Genomic DNA, 14,978 nt, shown 5'->3' on the forward strand with positions numbered 1-14,978 from the left:
GAGACATTGCAATGGAAGTCATTCTGAAGGAAGACATCAACAAGCTCGGTCACCGCGGCGACGTCATCAAGGTCGCTGACGGCTACGGGCGCAACTACCTGCTGCCGCAGAAGCTCGCCATCGAAGCGACTGCGAACAACAAGGCCGTCATCGACCAGATGAAGGCATCCGCGGTTCGCAAGTCGGCCAAGGAGAAGATCGACGCCGACGCGTTCTCGGCCCAGCTCAGCGAAGTCGAGCTGGTCTTCGAGCGCAAGGTGGGCGAGCACGACCACCTCTTCGGTTCGGTCACCTCGGGCGACATCGCTCAGGAGCTCGAGGCCAAGGGCTTCACCATCGACCGTCGCAAGATCTCGCTGGATGAGCCTCTGAAGTCGCTCGGCGAGTACCACGTTCCGATCAAGCTGCATCGCGAGGTTACCAGCCACGTGAAGGTCACCGTCAAGAGTGACCAGCCCGATGCAGAGGCTGTCACCTCCGCCTCTGCTGAGTAGTTCGGCAACGGCATCAAGCTGCGAAGGCGCTCCGTCCCACTGGACGGAGCGCTTTTTCTTTGCTACCCACCCCCCATACCATACTTTTGCGCAAAATCTTAGAAACAGGGTACTTAGGTCCGGACCTCCATCTCTCCGAACCAGGTCGGCCATCCCTTCGGTTCCAGCGAACGGCCCCCTGAGTGCAGGGTGGTCGCCATACCGGCGGTATCGTCCGGCGGCCGCACCTGATTACTTAATTCTAGACAATTCTCATGATCCAATCGGCACTTTGTCGTATCTTATCTGCGTCGCCGAGATCGCCTGTTTATGCGGCTTACGCGACATTCGCCGGTATTCTGCCGGCGCGGGCCCCTTGACAGACTTTTTCCGAGAAGACGAGCGAACCGCTTGAGGGCGATGGTGTATCCGGAATGGGGTCGGTATCGCCCGCAGTTGGATCGCGAATGGAGGATTCGTTTTGAATACACAGAGGAGTGGTCCTGTACCGGACCACATTTTGCAGACCGGACTTGCGTTCTGGGCGTCGAAGACGCTTTTGAGCGCGATTGAGATGGGAGTTTTCACCGAACTGGCGGATGGCCCGGAGACGTTCGACGCGCTGCATGGAAGGCTTGGCCTTCATCCGCGTTCGGCACGGGACTTCCTGGACGCGCTCGTCGCTCTCGGCTTCCTGGGCCGCACTGGCGACACCTACTGCAACACCGCCGAGACAGACCTGTTTTTAGATCGACGGAAGCCGAGCTATATCGGCGGTTTCCTGGAGATGGCCAACGCCCGGTTGTTCCGGTTCTGGGGAAATCTGACCGAAGCGCTTCGCACAGGCCTGCAGCAGAATGAGGCGCGAATGGACGGCACGGCTCCAACGTTTGCGGCTCTCTACTCCGATCCTGCGCGCCTGAGGAACTTTCTAAGCGCGATGTCCGCGATCAGTCACGGGGCAAACCTCGCGATCGCCCAGAAGATTCCATGGGCGAGGTACGGGACCTTCGCCGACCTGGGAACCGCGCAGGGAGACCTCGCGGTCCAGGTCGCTCTTGCCAACCCTCACCTGAAGGGTATCGGCTTCGATCTGGCGGAGTGCGGCCCCATCTTCGAAGAGTATGCGGAGAAGAACGGCGTGAGCGAACGGCTGCACTTCCAGCCGGGAGACTTCTTCAGCGACGAGCTGCCGCAGGTGGATGCCTTCACGATGGGGCACATCCTGCACGACTGGAATCTCGAGCAGAAGAAGACGCTGATACGCAAAGCCTTCGATGCCCTGAAGCCCGGGGGCATGCTGATCGTTTATGACACCATCATCGACGATGACCGATCGAAGAACGCCTTCGGCCTGATGATGAGCCTGAATATGCTGATCGAGACCGAGGGTGGTTTCGACTACACCGGAGCCGATTGCATTGGATGGATGAAGGAAGCGGGCTTTCGCGCGACGTATGTCGAACACCTCGTGGGGCCGGACTCCATGGTCGTGGGCACGAAGTAACTAAGAGGGGATGCGCTTTCATCGTGAGCACCATGGACCCATGGACCAGTACGCCGTTTGCTTCCGGGTGCTCGCGACGAGAGCTTACGTGCCCTGCCCGCCAGTTAGAGATACTTGAAGCATGCGAGGAAGACGGTCAGCGCGGTCACCGCACCCGCCATGACATCGAGCGCATAATGGTAGCGCCCAACCACGGCGCCAAGCGAGATGAGAATCGCGATCACGAGAAAGACGAGCCCCAACCGGGGGGCGTCATGGAGCAGAACGAGCGCAATCGCGAACGCCGAGGCCACGTGCGCGCTGGGAAAGGAGATGGCGTGGATGCTGCCATGTTGCAGGATCCAGCGATTGAGGAGGCGCCCTTTTCCGGTACTGCCTGCGGCCTGACCCTTTATCGGGTCTAAGATCAGGGCGCGTGGAGGCAACGCCGGGACCAGAGGCGTGATGGCATAGCAAAGGTAGGTAGAGATCAGAAGAACGCACCAGAAGCCATCTATATGGCTGCGCAGTCCGGCGAGGTACATCGCAGCCAGGCCAAGTGGAACCAGCGGATAACAGGAGAGATAAGCCATCTCCAGAAGAAGACCGATGGAGTTGGCATCGGTTCCTGACTTGCCGGAGAGGCGCGGCAGTAACCATCGATCGAACGCAAGCAGACGGTCCTGTGCGCGAGGGTTGGGAGCCAAAAAGAACTGGCCGGTCTGCCAGTACGGTATGAGAAACAAGGCCACGGTAAGCAGGTCGAGAAGCACAAGATACCGGTCGGGAGAGAGTCCGCGAGCGAACAGATGGGCGAGTGCAAGGACCGCGACCAGGATGATGGCGAGACTGGTGACGAGCCATCGCCTCCGCAGGGGAAGGCGGCGGGGTGTGAAGACGGTGAGCCATGCGGCCAGGGAGAAGGCAGCGGCAAAACTGATTTGAATCCACTCAGACATCCGCATGCGGCAAGTTCTCCGTGGCCTGGGGGAAATTTGGTGCGTCCATTATGCCTTGCCATGCCAGGACCACCTGGAAGATGCTGTGGCGCTCCCCTTCCAACAGCGATGCACAGTTTCCGCATCTGAAGGTCTGATGCCCCGGTCCAACAGCACCGCCCGCCGCTCCCCCCGCAGGATCACGCTCCCCGATCCGATCCTTGATCCTGAGGAGTCAGCGAAGGCTGCACGCCTCCGCTACGTCACCGATACGCGACCCGGGATTCGCCGAAAGAAGAAGGGCAAGGGCTTTAGCTACATTGGCGTCGATGGCAAGGCGCTGCGGGACAAGGAGACCCTGGAGCGCATTCGCTCGCTGGTGATTCCCCCGGCATGGACCAACGTATGGATCTGCCCGATCGCGAACGGTCACCTGCAGGCCACGGGGCGCGATGCGCGGGGCCGCAAGCAGTCCCGTTATCATCCGCGCTGGCGGGCGGTCCGCGACGAGACCAAGTACGAACGGATGCACCTGTTCGCTCAGGCGCTGCCGGCGATACGCGAACGTGTCGACCACGACCTGGCGCTGCCGGGGCTTCCGCGAGAGCGCGTGCTGGCGACGATTGTCTCGCTGATGGAGTCTACGCTGATCCGTGTGGGCAACACCGAGTATGCGCGTGAGAACAAGTCCTTTGGGCTTACGACCATGCGCAATCGCCATGTGGAGGTCGACGGCTCGCACATCACCTTCTCCTTCCAGGGCAAGAGCCGGGTTCACCACACGATCGACCTCGAGGACCGCAGGCTTGCGAAGATCATCCGCAGGTGCTCGGACCTTCCCGGATACGAGCTGTTTCAGTACCTCGACTCCGAAGGCAATCCGCACACGGTCGACTCATCGGATGTGAACGAGTATCTGCAATCCATTACGGGGCAGTACTTCACGGCGAAGGATTTTCGCACCTGGGCCGGCTCTGTCCTGGCGTGTGATCTTCTGCGCACCTTTGAGCCATTCGGCTCTGCAACCGAGGCGAAAAGGAATATCGTCCAGGCCATCAAGACAGTGGCGCAGCGGCTCGGCAATACTCCTGCGGTATGCCGCAAGTGTTACGTACATCCGGCGGTTCTGGAGGCGTACCTTGATGGCAAGACGGTGAGCGAGGCCAAGCGCGAGTTGGATGAGGAGATTGCGGCACACGCGCATACGCTTCGAAATGAGGAGCGTACGCTGGTCGATCTGCTGCAGCAGCGGTTGATGCTGGAGAAGGCAAGCTGAATTGAGGCACGCAAGAGAGTAGTGAGCGAAGCTGTGTCGCTGCTGTCCTGCGAGCCCGTGTCTTACTGCTGCTCTTCTGATCGAATGCTGCGCAGCCTGAGGAATCCGTCGACAGAGAAGGGTCCCGCGCCACCGATGACGAGTGCGGCGAGACAGGCGAGGTACAGCAGGTCGCATTCGTATCCCGGAGGACCGAACTGGGCTCCCGCAGCCGTGACAGCCTGGAGCTTGATGGAGCTGAACCCATAGGGAAGATGCACGGTGAAGATGGCGACCAGCAGAACCGCCGCCATGGGAATGCTGGCGAGTGCAACCAGGGCACCCAGCAGAACGGCGAGGCCGCCGAGGATCTCCGTCAGGATGGTGAGCCATGCCATCAGGTGCGGTGCAGGTACGCTCATCGCATGAAGGATTGCGGCGAAGGCATCAGGGCCTTTCTGCAGCTTGGCGAATCCATGCTGCATGAAGCCGAAGCCGACGATGAGGCGGAGCGGAATGGGCATCCAGCGCGAGAGGTGCGAACGAGAGTGATGCATCGCTCTGTTTGAGTAGTGCACCGGGGAATGGGTCACACTTCCCCGGTGCTAAAGATCCATCGGAACGAGACGAGAGATAAGCTCTTCCTCTGGCGTCGAATACCGCCGGAGGCCGACTACGACACAACGGTGCGCGCCTCGGCTGTCTTTCGCCTGCTTGAAGAACCGACGGGGAGAAGCATCGGTACGCGGCGGCGGTACTCTGCATACTCCGGGTGCGAGCGAATCAGGTCGCGCTCTTCAAACTGGATTGCGATAAGGATGTAAGCCGTTGTTGCGATGGCGAAGACGAGATGTGCGACCGTCATCACCGGCGCAGACCAGAAGACCATCAGCCATCCGACATACAACGGATGCCGCACAACACGATAAGGCCCCGGCGTGCGGAATACGAGCTGCGTGTACGGCCTTCCAATGAGATAGAGCCACACCTGGCGTAGACCAAATAAATCGAAGTGATGAATGAGGAAGGTCGCCACCAGCACCGTCAACCAGCCCGCAGTGTAAAGGGCAGTCAGGGCGGCCCAGGCAGAGAGACTTTCGAGCCGCCAGACGACGCCGCCCATGGGCTGCCACTTCCAGAACAGCAGCAGGAGCGCGAGGCTGGAGAACAGGACGTAAGTGCTTCGCTCTGCGGGCGCAGGGACGATCTTGGTCCATGCATTCTTAAACCACGGCCGCGCCATCACGCTGTGCTGCACGGCAAAGATGCCCAGCAGCCCAATATTGATTGCCAGGGCGTAGAGAAGCGACATCTGCGGACCGGAGTCGATCGACTTGGGAACCCAGAAGTTCCCGAGAAAGCCTACCGAGTAAAGAAACGTCGCCAGGAAAGCGAGATAGCAGACGACTCCATAAACAAACGTTGTGATTCGACCCAACATAACTACTCCTTCGTCCTTCTGGAATCTCCGGGCTGCAACCCAAAGTCAGCAGTCAACGCATGCATGAACGGGGATTCAACCGTCACGTCCATCGGGATCGGGACGGCGAACTCGCCGAGAAAGGCGAGCCCGCAGATGCCCAGATACGAGGCGGCACCCAGCAGAAATCCACGACCGCGGTTCACCATAGCTTTGTCCTCCTGAGGAATGCGTGTTTCCCTTCGCGTTGCGAACGCTGAGAGCAAACAGCTTCGGATGTATCCATTACCCGCTATTGGCGGGGTCGGCGTCCTTTGGCGCGACTGAGTTTTTTCTGCTATTTTTCTGACAACGTGACCGCGGACTCGACCAGAACCGTCTACGAGTTTGGTCCCTTCCGGCTGGAGTTGAATGAGCATCGGCTGCTCCGTGAGAACCAGCCCATTCCCCTGACCGGCAAGGCGTTCGACACGTTGTGTGTCCTGCTGGAGCGACACGGTACGCTAGTGTCGAAACAGGACCTGATGGCTGCGGTGTGGCCCTCGACGCAGGTAGAAGAGAACAATCTGGATCGCAACATCTCCGCGTTGCGCAAGGCTTTAGGAGAACAGGAGACAGGCGCGTCCTTCATCGAGACAGTGCCTCGTCTGGGCTATCGCTTCGTTGCTCCCGTGAAGGACATGTCGTCTCACGCCAGGAATCGTCGCGCGACCGACCGCGAACCGGAGCCGGCAGCGCGACAGCAGATTCGCTTCTGCATCACTCCCGACAAGGTGCGGCTGGCCTACGCTACAGTCGGAGCCGGGCATCCGATCGTGCGCGTAGCCAACTGCTTCAATCATCTCGACTTCGAATGGGGGAGCCCCATCTGGCGTCACTGGGTGCGCGATCTGGCGAGCGGGCACAGCCTGTTGCGTTATGACGGACGCGGCAATGGTCTCTCCGAACGCAACGTCGAAGACTTCTCTCTCGAGGCCTGGGTAAAGGATCTTGCAACCGTGGTGGATGCCGCAGGCCTCGAGCGCTTTGCCCTGATGGGACACTCGCAGGGAAGCTCCGTCGCGATCGCGTATGCGGTCGAGCATCCTGAGCGCGTCTCGCACCTGCTTCTGTGCGGAGCGTACTCGCGCGGCGCATGCCATCGCGAAAACGCCGAGGTGCTGGAGGCTCGCCGTGCTCTGGAGAAGCTGGTGGAGCTGAACTTCGGCGAGAGCAATCCATCCTTCTTCCAGCTGGTCACCAGCTTCTACATTCCGGACCGCGCCAAGCCTGACGAACAGGAGTGGTTCAAAGAGCTGCAGCTTATCTCTGTCTCGTCGAAGAACCTGGTGCAGTTTATGCGCGCCTGTGACGAGATCAACGTTCGTTCGCTCCTCCCGCAGGTGAGAGTTCCTACCATCGTCTTCCATAGTCATGGCGATCGCGTCGCTCCACAGGAAGAAGGTCAGATCGTCGCGACCGAGATTCCCGGCGCGAAGTTCGTTCCGCTGGCCAGCGGGAATCACTTCCTGCTGGCGGAGGAGCCTGCGTGGAACGTCTTTCGCGAAGAGCTGGGGATGTTTCTCCAGTCGCCGGTGCGCCCGGGAGGGCAGCCCGACTGAAAGCTGTGCGGGCTCTCGCGGCACGTGTATCTGTGCGGTCCGCCGGCAAGGTCGATTATCCTAAGTGCTGGCACACGTCATGAGCGAAAACCAGAGCACAGCCCCCGTACCCACCGTCGCCACCATCGCCTCCCTGGCCCAGCACGAAGGCCAGACCGTCACCCTGCGCGGATGGCTGTACAACATCCGCTCCTCGGGCAAGCTGCTGTTCCCGACCTTTCGCGACGGCACGGGAACCATCCAGGGCATCGTTCCCAAAGCCGCGGTTTCGGAGCAGGTCTTCGAGACCCTCAAAGGCCTGCAGCTTGAATCCTCGCTGACGGTTACAGGCAAGGTGCGCGCCGACTCACGAGCGCCCTCCGGGTACGAGCTCGACGTCGAGGACATTCACGTCCTCTCCGCTGTCCCCGCCGACGAGCCCTTCCCCATCACCCTCAAGGAACACGGCGTTGACTTCCTGATGGAGCATCGCCACCTCTGGCTGCGCACGCCGCGCCAGTCGGCGATCCTGCGCGTCCGCGCCACCATCATGCGTGCTGCCGCTGAGTACTTCGATACCCACGGCTTCGTCCGTACCGATCCGCCCATCCTGACGCCCAACGCCTGCGAAGGCACCAGCGAGCTCTTCGAGATGGACTACTTCGATGACGACAAGGCCTATCTCACGCAGTCCGGCCAGCTCTACATCGAAGCCACTGCACTGGCCCTGGGCAAGGTCTACAGCTTTGGCCCGACCTTCCGTGCCGAGAAGTCGAAGACCCGCCGCCACCTCACCGAGTTCTGGATGATTGAGCCGGAGGTCGCCTTCCTCGAGCTCGATGGCCTGATGGACCTCGCCGAGTCGTTCATCACCCACATCGTTAGCCGCGTGCTCGAGCAGCATCGTGCGGACCTGAAGGTGATCGGCCGCGACGTTGAGAAGCTCGCAGCGATTACCGCAGCCGGTTCTTTTCCACGTCTGTCTTATGAAGAAGCCCACGCGATGCTTGAGAAGGCGTACGCCGAAGGCAAGATCGAGAACCCTCACAAGTACGGCGATGACTTCGGCTCACCCGACGAGACCTACATCAGCTCGCAGTTCGATAAACCGGTGATGGTGCACCGCTACCCTGCGGCTATCAAGGCCTTCTACATGCAGCCCGACCCGCACGACCCCACCAAGGCACTCTGCGTCGACGTGCTCGCTCCCGAGGGCTACGGCGAGATCATCGGCGGCTCACAGCGCGTCGACAGCTACGATCTGCTGAAGCAGCGCATCGAAGACCACAACCTGCCGCTCGCCGCCTTCCAGTGGTATCTCGACCTTCGCAAGTACGGCTCAGTTCCCCACGCCGGATTCGGCATGGGGATCGAGCGAGCCGTAGCTTGGATCTGCGGGCTGGATCACGTCCGCGAGACCATACCGTTCGCCAGGACGCTGAACCGAATCTATCCCTGAGCCGATCCACGGCACAGCAAGCGCCTGAATCTCACTCCGTCCCGGCGATCGCCTTGTTTTGCAGTACTCTCACGACGACACGGCGGTTCTGAGCCTCCGATTCAACCGTCTTGTCGGTGTCCAGCTGGCGACTCTCTCCCATCGCGCCTGGTGCAAGCATGTTGGTCAGGGGAATACTGCACTTCTGCAGCATGAAGCTGGCGACGTTGTTGGCACGCTTCTCGCTGATCACCTGGTTGGTGGAGGCGCTCCCCGTCGCAGAGGCATAGCCCTTCACCTCAATCATGTAGCCACTAACACCCTTCGCCTTCGTCCCCAGAGCCTGAAGCTGGGGGTCGTACTTGGGATCGATCTTGGACGACCCATTCGGAAACAGAACCGTGACCTCGTCCATGATGTAGTAGTCATCCAGTTGCCCGAACCGTGCCGTATTCGCCGCAATCAGAGCCTTGTTGTCGGCGATCTTCTTCTGCTGCTCCGTCAGTTGCTCTCCATGCTCTGCGAGCGCCGCTTTCTGCCTCGCCAACTCTGCTTCATTCTCCGCCGTGGCCACCTTCGTCTCGTGCATTCCGGCATGAATCGCCTGGGCGTGCTGCAGATCGTTGCCTTTGAACTTCACCGACGTGGCCACCATCTGATTCTGAGTGTTGTGGAATCCTTCCACCTTCACAGGCAGGCCCGGGATAAGGGCTGCCATCGACATCGACTTCTGGCGCGCCTTCAACATTCCCTGTACCTGGCCCACCCTCGTAGATTCCGTCAGCTCGACAGCAAGGTTTGGATCTTCCTTGGTCTCCAGAATCATCATTGCTCCACTGCGTGCCTTGATGATGCCTTCAGCCTTGATGTTCTCGTCCTGTGCGTAGCCTACTGTGCTCGCTAACGCAACAATGGCCAGGGCCAGGAGCCCGATCGATGCGGAGATACGTTTCCTGCGTGCTTCCATCATGGCTTCCATCCTTGCCCTTTCGAGGCTGCTTCGCGTTTCGCGTCTTTTTCACTCCAGCGCAGCGAAGATGTTCTGCTATGGAGTAGTGGATAGAGTTGCCGGGCCGGTCGAGTCATCTCTTCCATCCATCCCCGGCAGGAGAAGGCAGCGGCGTTATGAGAGAGCCCGGCGATCCTCCGGGGGGTGCCATATCGTCGATTACTCGGGAGGGTAAGCGTGCCGTGTAAGCCGGTCAATTATCGAAATCCCTAAGTCTCGGGTGACAGGGTCGGAAGAAGACTTCGGCTCACCCGACGAGACCTACATCAGCTCGCAGCTCCTAAGCCCGTGATGGTGCACCACTAACCCGCGGCGATCGAGGTCTTCTACATGCAGCCCGACCCGCACGATCCCACCAAGGCTCTCTGTGTCCACGTGCTCGCCCCCGAAGGCTCCGGCGAGATCATCAGAAGATCACAGCGCGTCGACAGCCATCTGCTGAAGCAGCGCATCGGAGATCGCAACCTCCCACTCGCCGCCTTCCAGTAGTACCTCGACCTGCGCAGCTACGGCTCCGTCCCCCACTCCGGATTCGGCATGGGGATCGAACGCGCCGTAGCGTGGATCTGCGGCCTGGATCATGTGAGAGAGACGATTAAATAGGATCTATCCGTAAAGCACAGGTATGGTTGACTGGAGCTTCTCCAAAAGGGGTATTGACCCCTATCACCTGCGTTGCTAAGTTAAGGCGTCATTATCCTAAACGAGCAGCTAAAGAGTCGATGAAAACCTTCTTGTTGTCCTTCCTTCTTCCTGCCCTCGCTTCGACATCCTTTGCCGCTGCTCCGCAATTCAAATCACGGACGGATATTACAACCGGATTCAAGTACCTCTACGGAATGGTGGTCGCTGACTTCAACGGCGATGGTAAGCCAGATATCGCGGTAACTGACAACAATGTCAAGGCCGTTCAGGTATATCTCAATGACGGAACTGGCGCATTTACTTCGCCGAAGCCGACGCCTATCGTCATGGACGCCTTAGGGCCGGGCCAACTTCTTGCCGGTGATTTCAATGAGGATGGAAAACAGGACCTTATCGTGGATACTGTTGCCGGGCTACAGGCAGATATCCTCCTCATCGGCAATGGTGACGGCACGTTTACACAGAAACAGAATTTGCCAGGCTCATACGGATACGTCTCCGGCATTGCCGTGGACGTGAATGGCGATAAGCATCTCGATCTCATTTTTGGTGGGAACGGGTCTACCTCCTCTTACATCGGAGATGGCAAAGGCGGATTTCAACAGGTGACATCACCCAATCTCGGTGGGGGAAGCCTTTATACCGGAGTCGTTTCTGACGATTTTAATAAAGACGGAAAAAACGATGTTGTAATTGCTTCCCCCGTACCCACTTCAGCGGTTATCTATCATCCCGGTAACGGAGACGGAACTTTCAACACTCCCACAACACTATCGACGAGCAGCTACCCCCAACCTCGATCATTAGCTTCCGCTGATTTCAATGCGGATGGCAATCCCGACCTAATGCTTAGCGCCCAATTCGTTACAGTCGCTTTGTTCGGCAAAGGCGACGGAACCTTTGACACCTCATCGCCTTCATACTTTTACACGCCCATTCCAAGCAAGTTTGACAGCTCGTCCTACGCTGCCGTTGTAGCCGCAGTCGATATGGACGGCGATAAAAAGGTTGATGGTGTTGTCGCCGATGACCTCAGTCAGACCGTTAATATCTTCCTCAATGATGGAACCGGGAAGTTTCTTCAGACCACGCCTGACTTCAGCGCGGCGATCGACCAAGGTGTGGCTGGAATGGCTGTTACCGATCTCAACGGTGATGGGACTCCCGACATCGTTGTCGCGAATAACATCACTCAGAATATCTCCGTGTTCCTCTCCATCAAGCCGAAGATTGCAGCCGCAGCCGCTCTCATTGCAAACGCGAACCCGCAGCTCGTTGGCTCATCGGTCACATTCACGGCAAAGATCACCAGCACCGGCAACAACGTTCCCACCGGCACTGTAACCCTGCTGGACGGAACCAGCTCACTCGGTCAACAGACCCTTGACGCCAATGCACAGGCGACCTTCTCGATGTCCAATCTCTCCGTCGGCCAGCATTCGCTTACCATCAGCTACTCCGGCGACAACAACTTCCTTCCCGCCACGAGCTCTGCCATCACTCAATCCATAGCTGACTTCCAGGTCGCGTTACCCATCGCATCCCAGACCATCACCGCAGGTGGTACTGCTCCCTACAGCCTCACTGTCACTCCTGCAGGTGGACTCACCGGCACAATCTCTATCACCTGCGCTCAACTTCCATCGCTTGCCAGCTGCGATCCGGTAACTGTTCCACTCACTGGCCAACCCGCGACTGCAACACTCACGGTGCATACCACTGCCCCTGTCTCCTCCAAGAATAGATCGAAGATTAACGCCGCAAATCTCAGCCTCACTGCGATTGCTTTTACCATGTTGGTTCCGCTGCGAAGGCGAAGACCGATTCAGCTACTCGCGGTTACGGTAGCGTTGGCTCTTATCGGTTCCACCACCGGATGCAGCGGGGGAAGCACGAAGTCAACCACAACGACTGCGGGAACGCCTCAAGGAACAACACAGTTCACCATCACCTCGTCAGTCACGTTAGGTGGGCAAACCTTGACGCGCACTAGCACGGCAACTCTGGTTGTTCAGTAATGCCGGGTGCTCATTCATGCAGTCTCATTGCATGAATAGGCCATTCGCGCAAAGCGCGAACCTACACTCGATAAGGCACCTTCACCCCCCGCATCCCGCTCGGAAACTCCTTCACATTCCGGTATACACAGATGAAATCACTCTGACGCAGACTAAAAAACCAGCCCGCAACTCCGCATCGTGCTAGAGAAAAAGGAGGCTCTGTCGAGCCTCCCTCTCAACACAAAAAAACAAATCTTACGAAGTTCTGGTCCGGACAGCCGCTGCCTTCGCCTTCAGCACGTCGGCCTTGGCCTGCGCCTGCACGGTCGCGGCCTCGCGTAAGCCCTTAATCTTTTGCATCTGGTTTTGTATCTTGGCATCCAGCTGGCTGACCTTCTCCTGGATCCTTGCCTTCTGGTCAGCTCGGCCCTGGGCTTGCTCTGCCTTCATCTGGGCTAGATCTGCTTTCATGGCGTTCACATTCTCTTCCCAGACCTTGTCCTGCACCTCCGCAAGGGCGCGTCTGAAGACGGTTCCACCGATGGCTTCCATACGGGTATCCACCGGCGCAATCCACTCCTCGTCGATCTCGGCAATCAGCGCGACCTTGTTCGGCTTGAGCACCTTGGTGACGTCGTCAATGAAATCCTCGCCGATGCCAAGGTTTGCAAAGTCTCCTACCGCACCCGCGCTCATTCCAACCGCAGCGCCTGCGAGCATCCCCGCCGGGCCTCCCAACAGGCCGATGAGAGCCCCGAAGGATGTCCCTGCAAGAGTGCCGATCGGTCCGGCATCTTCTCCCTGTTTTACGGTTGCCGTGCCATCTGACTTCTTCGCCAGCACCGCCTGGGCGTACAGCCCTATGCTGCCCTCGTTGGCCAGTTCCTGAAGCGCCTTCTTGCCCTCATACGCCTTGTTTTCGCTGTCGAAGACTACTACTAGCATGCGATCCATAAGTCATCTCCTTGGCTTCGTTACTGAGTTGATTTGGGCCTGTGGACATTCAGAATTATGAATTCCGCAATATTCCGCTCCGCTCGCAATTCATAGGCTGTCCTGTACGGGATAAAGGAGCGGTCACCGCCGAACTCTCATTGGATTGGGCGGCGGTCCCCGAAAACTCTGCGGAGGTCGTTGAGAAACGACTTTGCGAACTTGGAAGGGCATTTTAAGCCGCCACTCATCTTCCTGCAAGCGAGGCCGGTGGTCCATTCGCGCCGCGCGCAAACCCCTTTCTTCACATCATCGGCGCATGGTCCGAATCTAGGTCAGCACAAATTTGGGTGCCCATCTTCGCGATGGCGGCATCGTCGCTAAGGTGGGAGATTCGGCCATCGCGCGAACCGTCCTTCTCCCACCCCTCGCGATTCAGACTTTCCACACCTTCCACTCGCCATCTTCCCTCGAAGGGAGTAACTTATCCCCGCACGCAATTCCGTCGGATGAAGTACCCGGCAGCCCCAACCTCCCCATACCTATCGGCCCACTAAAAGCGACTTAATCGAATCCACTGCCGCGTGCACGCCGAAAACCTCCAGCTTCCAACCCAGATTCATGAGGTGAACATCATGGCAGACAAAGTCTCGTACATTCCCAAGGGCAACAACTCCGTCACGCCCTATCTGGTCGTCAAGGGCGCCGCGAAAGCCATCGATTACTACAAGAAGGTCTTCGGAGCCACGGAGACCATGCGTATGCCCGGGCCTGACGGCACCATCGGTCACGCTGAACTCACAATCGGCGACTCGCACATCATGCTGGCCGACGAATCGCCCAGCATGGGCCCGGGACACATCAGCGCCGACACAGTCGGCGGCAGCCCCGTAAGCCTCTATGTCTACCTTCCAGATGTCGACGATGTCGTGAAGCGCGCAACCGCAGAAGGGGCGAAGCTCCTCAAGCCGGTTCAGGATCAGTTCTATGGAGATCGCTCCGGCTTCATCCAAGATCCCTTCGGACACCTCTGGGGCATCGCTACGCATATCGAAGATGTCTCTCCCAACGAGATGAAAGAACGCATGAAGAAGATCATGCAGCCGGCATAGCCTGATGTGGCAGGAGGCAAGGCCGTCGCGCCCGGCCTCCGCCCAGATCTCATCGCAGTGAGTGAGCCAGTCGCGGAAAGCACGAACACACAACTTCTACTCGCGCGGAGTACCATAGCCATGGGTCACATCACCTCACCAGATCGCGAGGATCGCCCGATGACCACCACCACTCAATCCTCTTCCCCCGAATGCCGCCTCCTCCAGCCGGGCAAGACCTTCACGGGCAAGCAGGGCCTCGAATACGCCGTTGGCATCTCCGCCGAATCCGTCGGCTCCGAGCACATCCACATGCAGCTCGTTACCATTCCTCCCGGCGCCCGCGCCCGCGCCCACAAGCACGCCTCGCACGAGACCGCTATCTATGCGCTCACCGGTGAATCCGGAGTCTGGTACGGCGAGCGGCTGGAGCACCACACGATCGTGCGCCCCGGCGACTTCTTCTACATCCCCGCCAACATGCCGCACCTTCCCTACAACCCCAGCACCACGGAACCGGTCGTCGCCGTCATCGCCCGCACCGACCCCAACGAGCAGGAGAGCGTCATTCTTCTGCCTGAGTTGGAGAGCATTCACCCGGCTGGTTGAGATCCCGGAAAGGCAATCGAAGACAGTGTCAATCTTGCAGGCGGGGTGGCCCCACAGGTCGGTGAGGTACAACTCTGGTGCCTGTATCTTCGCGACGGCCT

At 59.0% G+C, this 14,978-nt stretch carries 14 protein-coding genes and 1 pseudogene; 9 read left to right on the plus strand and 6 right to left on the minus strand.

Going from position 1 to position 14,978, the window contains the following annotated elements; all coding sequences use genetic code 11:
• Nucleotides 1-11 precede the first annotated feature (11 nt).
• Both rplI and JAO29_RS10805 read left to right on the plus strand, forming a co-directional pair.
• Nucleotides 12-494, plus strand: a complete 483-nt coding sequence (rplI, locus tag JAO29_RS10800; RefSeq protein WP_334268221.1) for a 50S ribosomal protein L9 — start codon at nt 12-14, stop codon at nt 492-494.
• 460 nt (nt 495-954) lie between these two features.
• Complete coding sequence (locus JAO29_RS10805; RefSeq protein WP_334268222.1) at nt 955-1,980, plus strand: methyltransferase; 1,026 nt, start codon at nt 955-957, stop codon at nt 1,978-1,980.
• Nucleotides 1,981-2,084: 104 nt separating this feature from the next.
• Here JAO29_RS10805 and JAO29_RS10810 read toward each other — a convergent pair whose 3' ends face one another.
• Nucleotides 2,085-2,924 (minus strand): phosphatase PAP2 family protein, encoded by an 840-nt coding sequence (locus tag JAO29_RS10810; protein ID WP_334268223.1) that lies wholly within the window; start codon nt 2,922-2,924, stop codon nt 2,085-2,087.
• A 130-nt stretch (nt 2,925-3,054) separates the two neighbouring features.
• On the opposite strand from JAO29_RS10810, the gene JAO29_RS10815 reads away from it, so the two are divergent.
• Entirely contained in the window at nt 3,055-4,173 is a 1,119-nt protein-coding gene (locus JAO29_RS10815; protein WP_334268224.1) for a DNA topoisomerase IB, read from the plus strand.
• Between the two features lie 62 nt (nt 4,174-4,235).
• Here the strand turns inward: JAO29_RS10815 and JAO29_RS10820 are convergent, their stop codons facing one another.
• From JAO29_RS10820 to JAO29_RS10830, 3 genes are all read right to left on the minus strand, one after another.
• The gene (locus JAO29_RS10820; protein WP_334268225.1) at nt 4,236-4,709 is read right to left on the minus strand and encodes a DoxX family protein; all 474 of its coding nucleotides are present in this window, start codon (nt 4,707-4,709) and stop codon (nt 4,236-4,238) included.
• Nucleotides 4,710-4,825: 116 nt separating this feature from the next.
• A complete protein-coding gene (gene mddA, locus JAO29_RS10825; protein ID WP_334268226.1) occupies nt 4,826-5,593 on the minus strand; it encodes a methanethiol S-methyltransferase in 768 nt (255 codons plus the stop codon).
• Between the two features lie 2 nt (nt 5,594-5,595).
• Entirely contained in the window at nt 5,596-5,781 is a 186-nt protein-coding gene (locus tag JAO29_RS10830; protein WP_334268227.1) for a hypothetical protein, read from the minus strand.
• A 144-nt stretch (nt 5,782-5,925) separates the two neighbouring features.
• Between JAO29_RS10830 and JAO29_RS10835 the strand changes: the two genes are divergently transcribed.
• Both JAO29_RS10835 and asnS read left to right on the plus strand, forming a co-directional pair.
• A complete protein-coding gene (locus JAO29_RS10835) occupies nt 5,926-7,173 on the plus strand; it encodes an alpha/beta fold hydrolase (RefSeq protein WP_334268228.1) in 1,248 nt (415 codons plus the stop codon).
• A 79-nt stretch (nt 7,174-7,252) separates the two neighbouring features.
• Nucleotides 7,253-8,611, plus strand: coding sequence for an asparagine--tRNA ligase (asnS, locus tag JAO29_RS10840; RefSeq protein WP_334268229.1), 1,359 nt, complete (start codon nt 7,253-7,255; stop codon nt 8,609-8,611).
• A 31-nt stretch (nt 8,612-8,642) separates the two neighbouring features.
• Here the strand turns inward: asnS and JAO29_RS10845 are convergent, their stop codons facing one another.
• A complete protein-coding gene (locus JAO29_RS10845) occupies nt 8,643-9,569 on the minus strand; it encodes an OmpA family protein (protein WP_334268230.1) in 927 nt (308 codons plus the stop codon).
• Between the two features lie 265 nt (nt 9,570-9,834).
• On the opposite strand from JAO29_RS10845, the pseudogene JAO29_RS10850 reads away from it, so the two are divergent.
• Together JAO29_RS10850 and JAO29_RS10855 are read left to right on the plus strand one after the other, a co-directional pair.
• Nucleotides 9,835-10,202: pseudogene (locus JAO29_RS10850) on the plus strand (amino acid--tRNA ligase-related protein); the annotation flags it as partial.
• A 119-nt stretch (nt 10,203-10,321) separates the two neighbouring features.
• A complete protein-coding gene (locus JAO29_RS10855; protein WP_334268231.1) occupies nt 10,322-12,262 on the plus strand; it encodes an FG-GAP-like repeat-containing protein in 1,941 nt (646 codons plus the stop codon).
• A 237-nt stretch (nt 12,263-12,499) separates the two neighbouring features.
• Here the strand turns inward: JAO29_RS10855 and JAO29_RS10860 are convergent, their stop codons facing one another.
• Nucleotides 12,500-13,198 (minus strand): DUF1269 domain-containing protein, encoded by a 699-nt coding sequence (locus tag JAO29_RS10860; RefSeq protein WP_334268232.1) that lies wholly within the window; start codon nt 13,196-13,198, stop codon nt 12,500-12,502.
• A gap of 614 nt (nt 13,199-13,812) precedes the next feature.
• Between JAO29_RS10860 and JAO29_RS10865 the strand changes: the two genes are divergently transcribed.
• Nucleotides 13,813-14,289 carry a VOC family protein gene (locus tag JAO29_RS10865; protein ID WP_334268233.1) on the plus strand — a complete coding sequence of 159 codons (477 nt, stop codon included), beginning with the start codon at nt 13,813-13,815 and terminating at the stop codon, nt 14,287-14,289.
• Between the two features lie 120 nt (nt 14,290-14,409).
• Complete coding sequence (locus JAO29_RS10870; RefSeq protein WP_334268234.1) at nt 14,410-14,877, plus strand: cupin domain-containing protein; 468 nt, start codon at nt 14,410-14,412, stop codon at nt 14,875-14,877.
• Nucleotides 14,878-14,978: the final 101 nt, after the last annotated feature.

This window comes from Edaphobacter sp. HDX4, from assembly GCF_036877565.1.
Classification (GTDB): Bacteria; Acidobacteriota; Terriglobia; order Terriglobales; family Acidobacteriaceae; genus Edaphobacter.

What these genes read in the sequence shown, in the direction of transcription:
- JAO29_RS10870 (WP_334268234.1), top strand. Translation starts at nt 14,410, where the DNA reads ATGGGTCACATCACCTCACCAGATCGCGAGGATCGCCCGATGACCACC.
- JAO29_RS10830 (WP_334268227.1), bottom strand. Translation starts at nt 5,781, where the DNA reads ATGGTGAACCGCGGTCGTGGATTTCTGCTGGGTGCCGCCTCGTATCTG.
- JAO29_RS10855 (WP_334268231.1), top strand. Translation starts at nt 10,322, where the DNA reads ATGAAAACCTTCTTGTTGTCCTTCCTTCTTCCTGCCCTCGCTTCGACA.
- JAO29_RS10820 (WP_334268225.1), bottom strand. Translation starts at nt 4,709, where the DNA reads ATGCATCACTCTCGTTCGCACCTCTCGCGCTGGATGCCCATTCCGCTC.
- mddA (WP_334268226.1), bottom strand. Translation starts at nt 5,593, where the DNA reads ATGTTGGGTCGAATCACAACGTTTGTTTATGGAGTCGTCTGCTATCTC.
- asnS (WP_334268229.1), top strand. Translation starts at nt 7,253, where the DNA reads ATGAGCGAAAACCAGAGCACAGCCCCCGTACCCACCGTCGCCACCATC.
- JAO29_RS10810 (WP_334268223.1), bottom strand. Translation starts at nt 2,924, where the DNA reads ATGCGGATGTCTGAGTGGATTCAAATCAGTTTTGCCGCTGCCTTCTCC.
- JAO29_RS10845 (WP_334268230.1), bottom strand. Translation starts at nt 9,569, where the DNA reads ATGGAAGCCATGATGGAAGCACGCAGGAAACGTATCTCCGCATCGATC.
- JAO29_RS10860 (WP_334268232.1), bottom strand. Translation starts at nt 13,198, where the DNA reads ATGGATCGCATGCTAGTAGTAGTCTTCGACAGCGAAAACAAGGCGTAT.
- JAO29_RS10815 (WP_334268224.1), top strand. Translation starts at nt 3,055, where the DNA reads ATGCCCCGGTCCAACAGCACCGCCCGCCGCTCCCCCCGCAGGATCACG.
- JAO29_RS10865 (WP_334268233.1), top strand. Translation starts at nt 13,813, where the DNA reads ATGGCAGACAAAGTCTCGTACATTCCCAAGGGCAACAACTCCGTCACG.
- rplI (WP_334268221.1), top strand. Translation starts at nt 12, where the DNA reads ATGGAAGTCATTCTGAAGGAAGACATCAACAAGCTCGGTCACCGCGGC.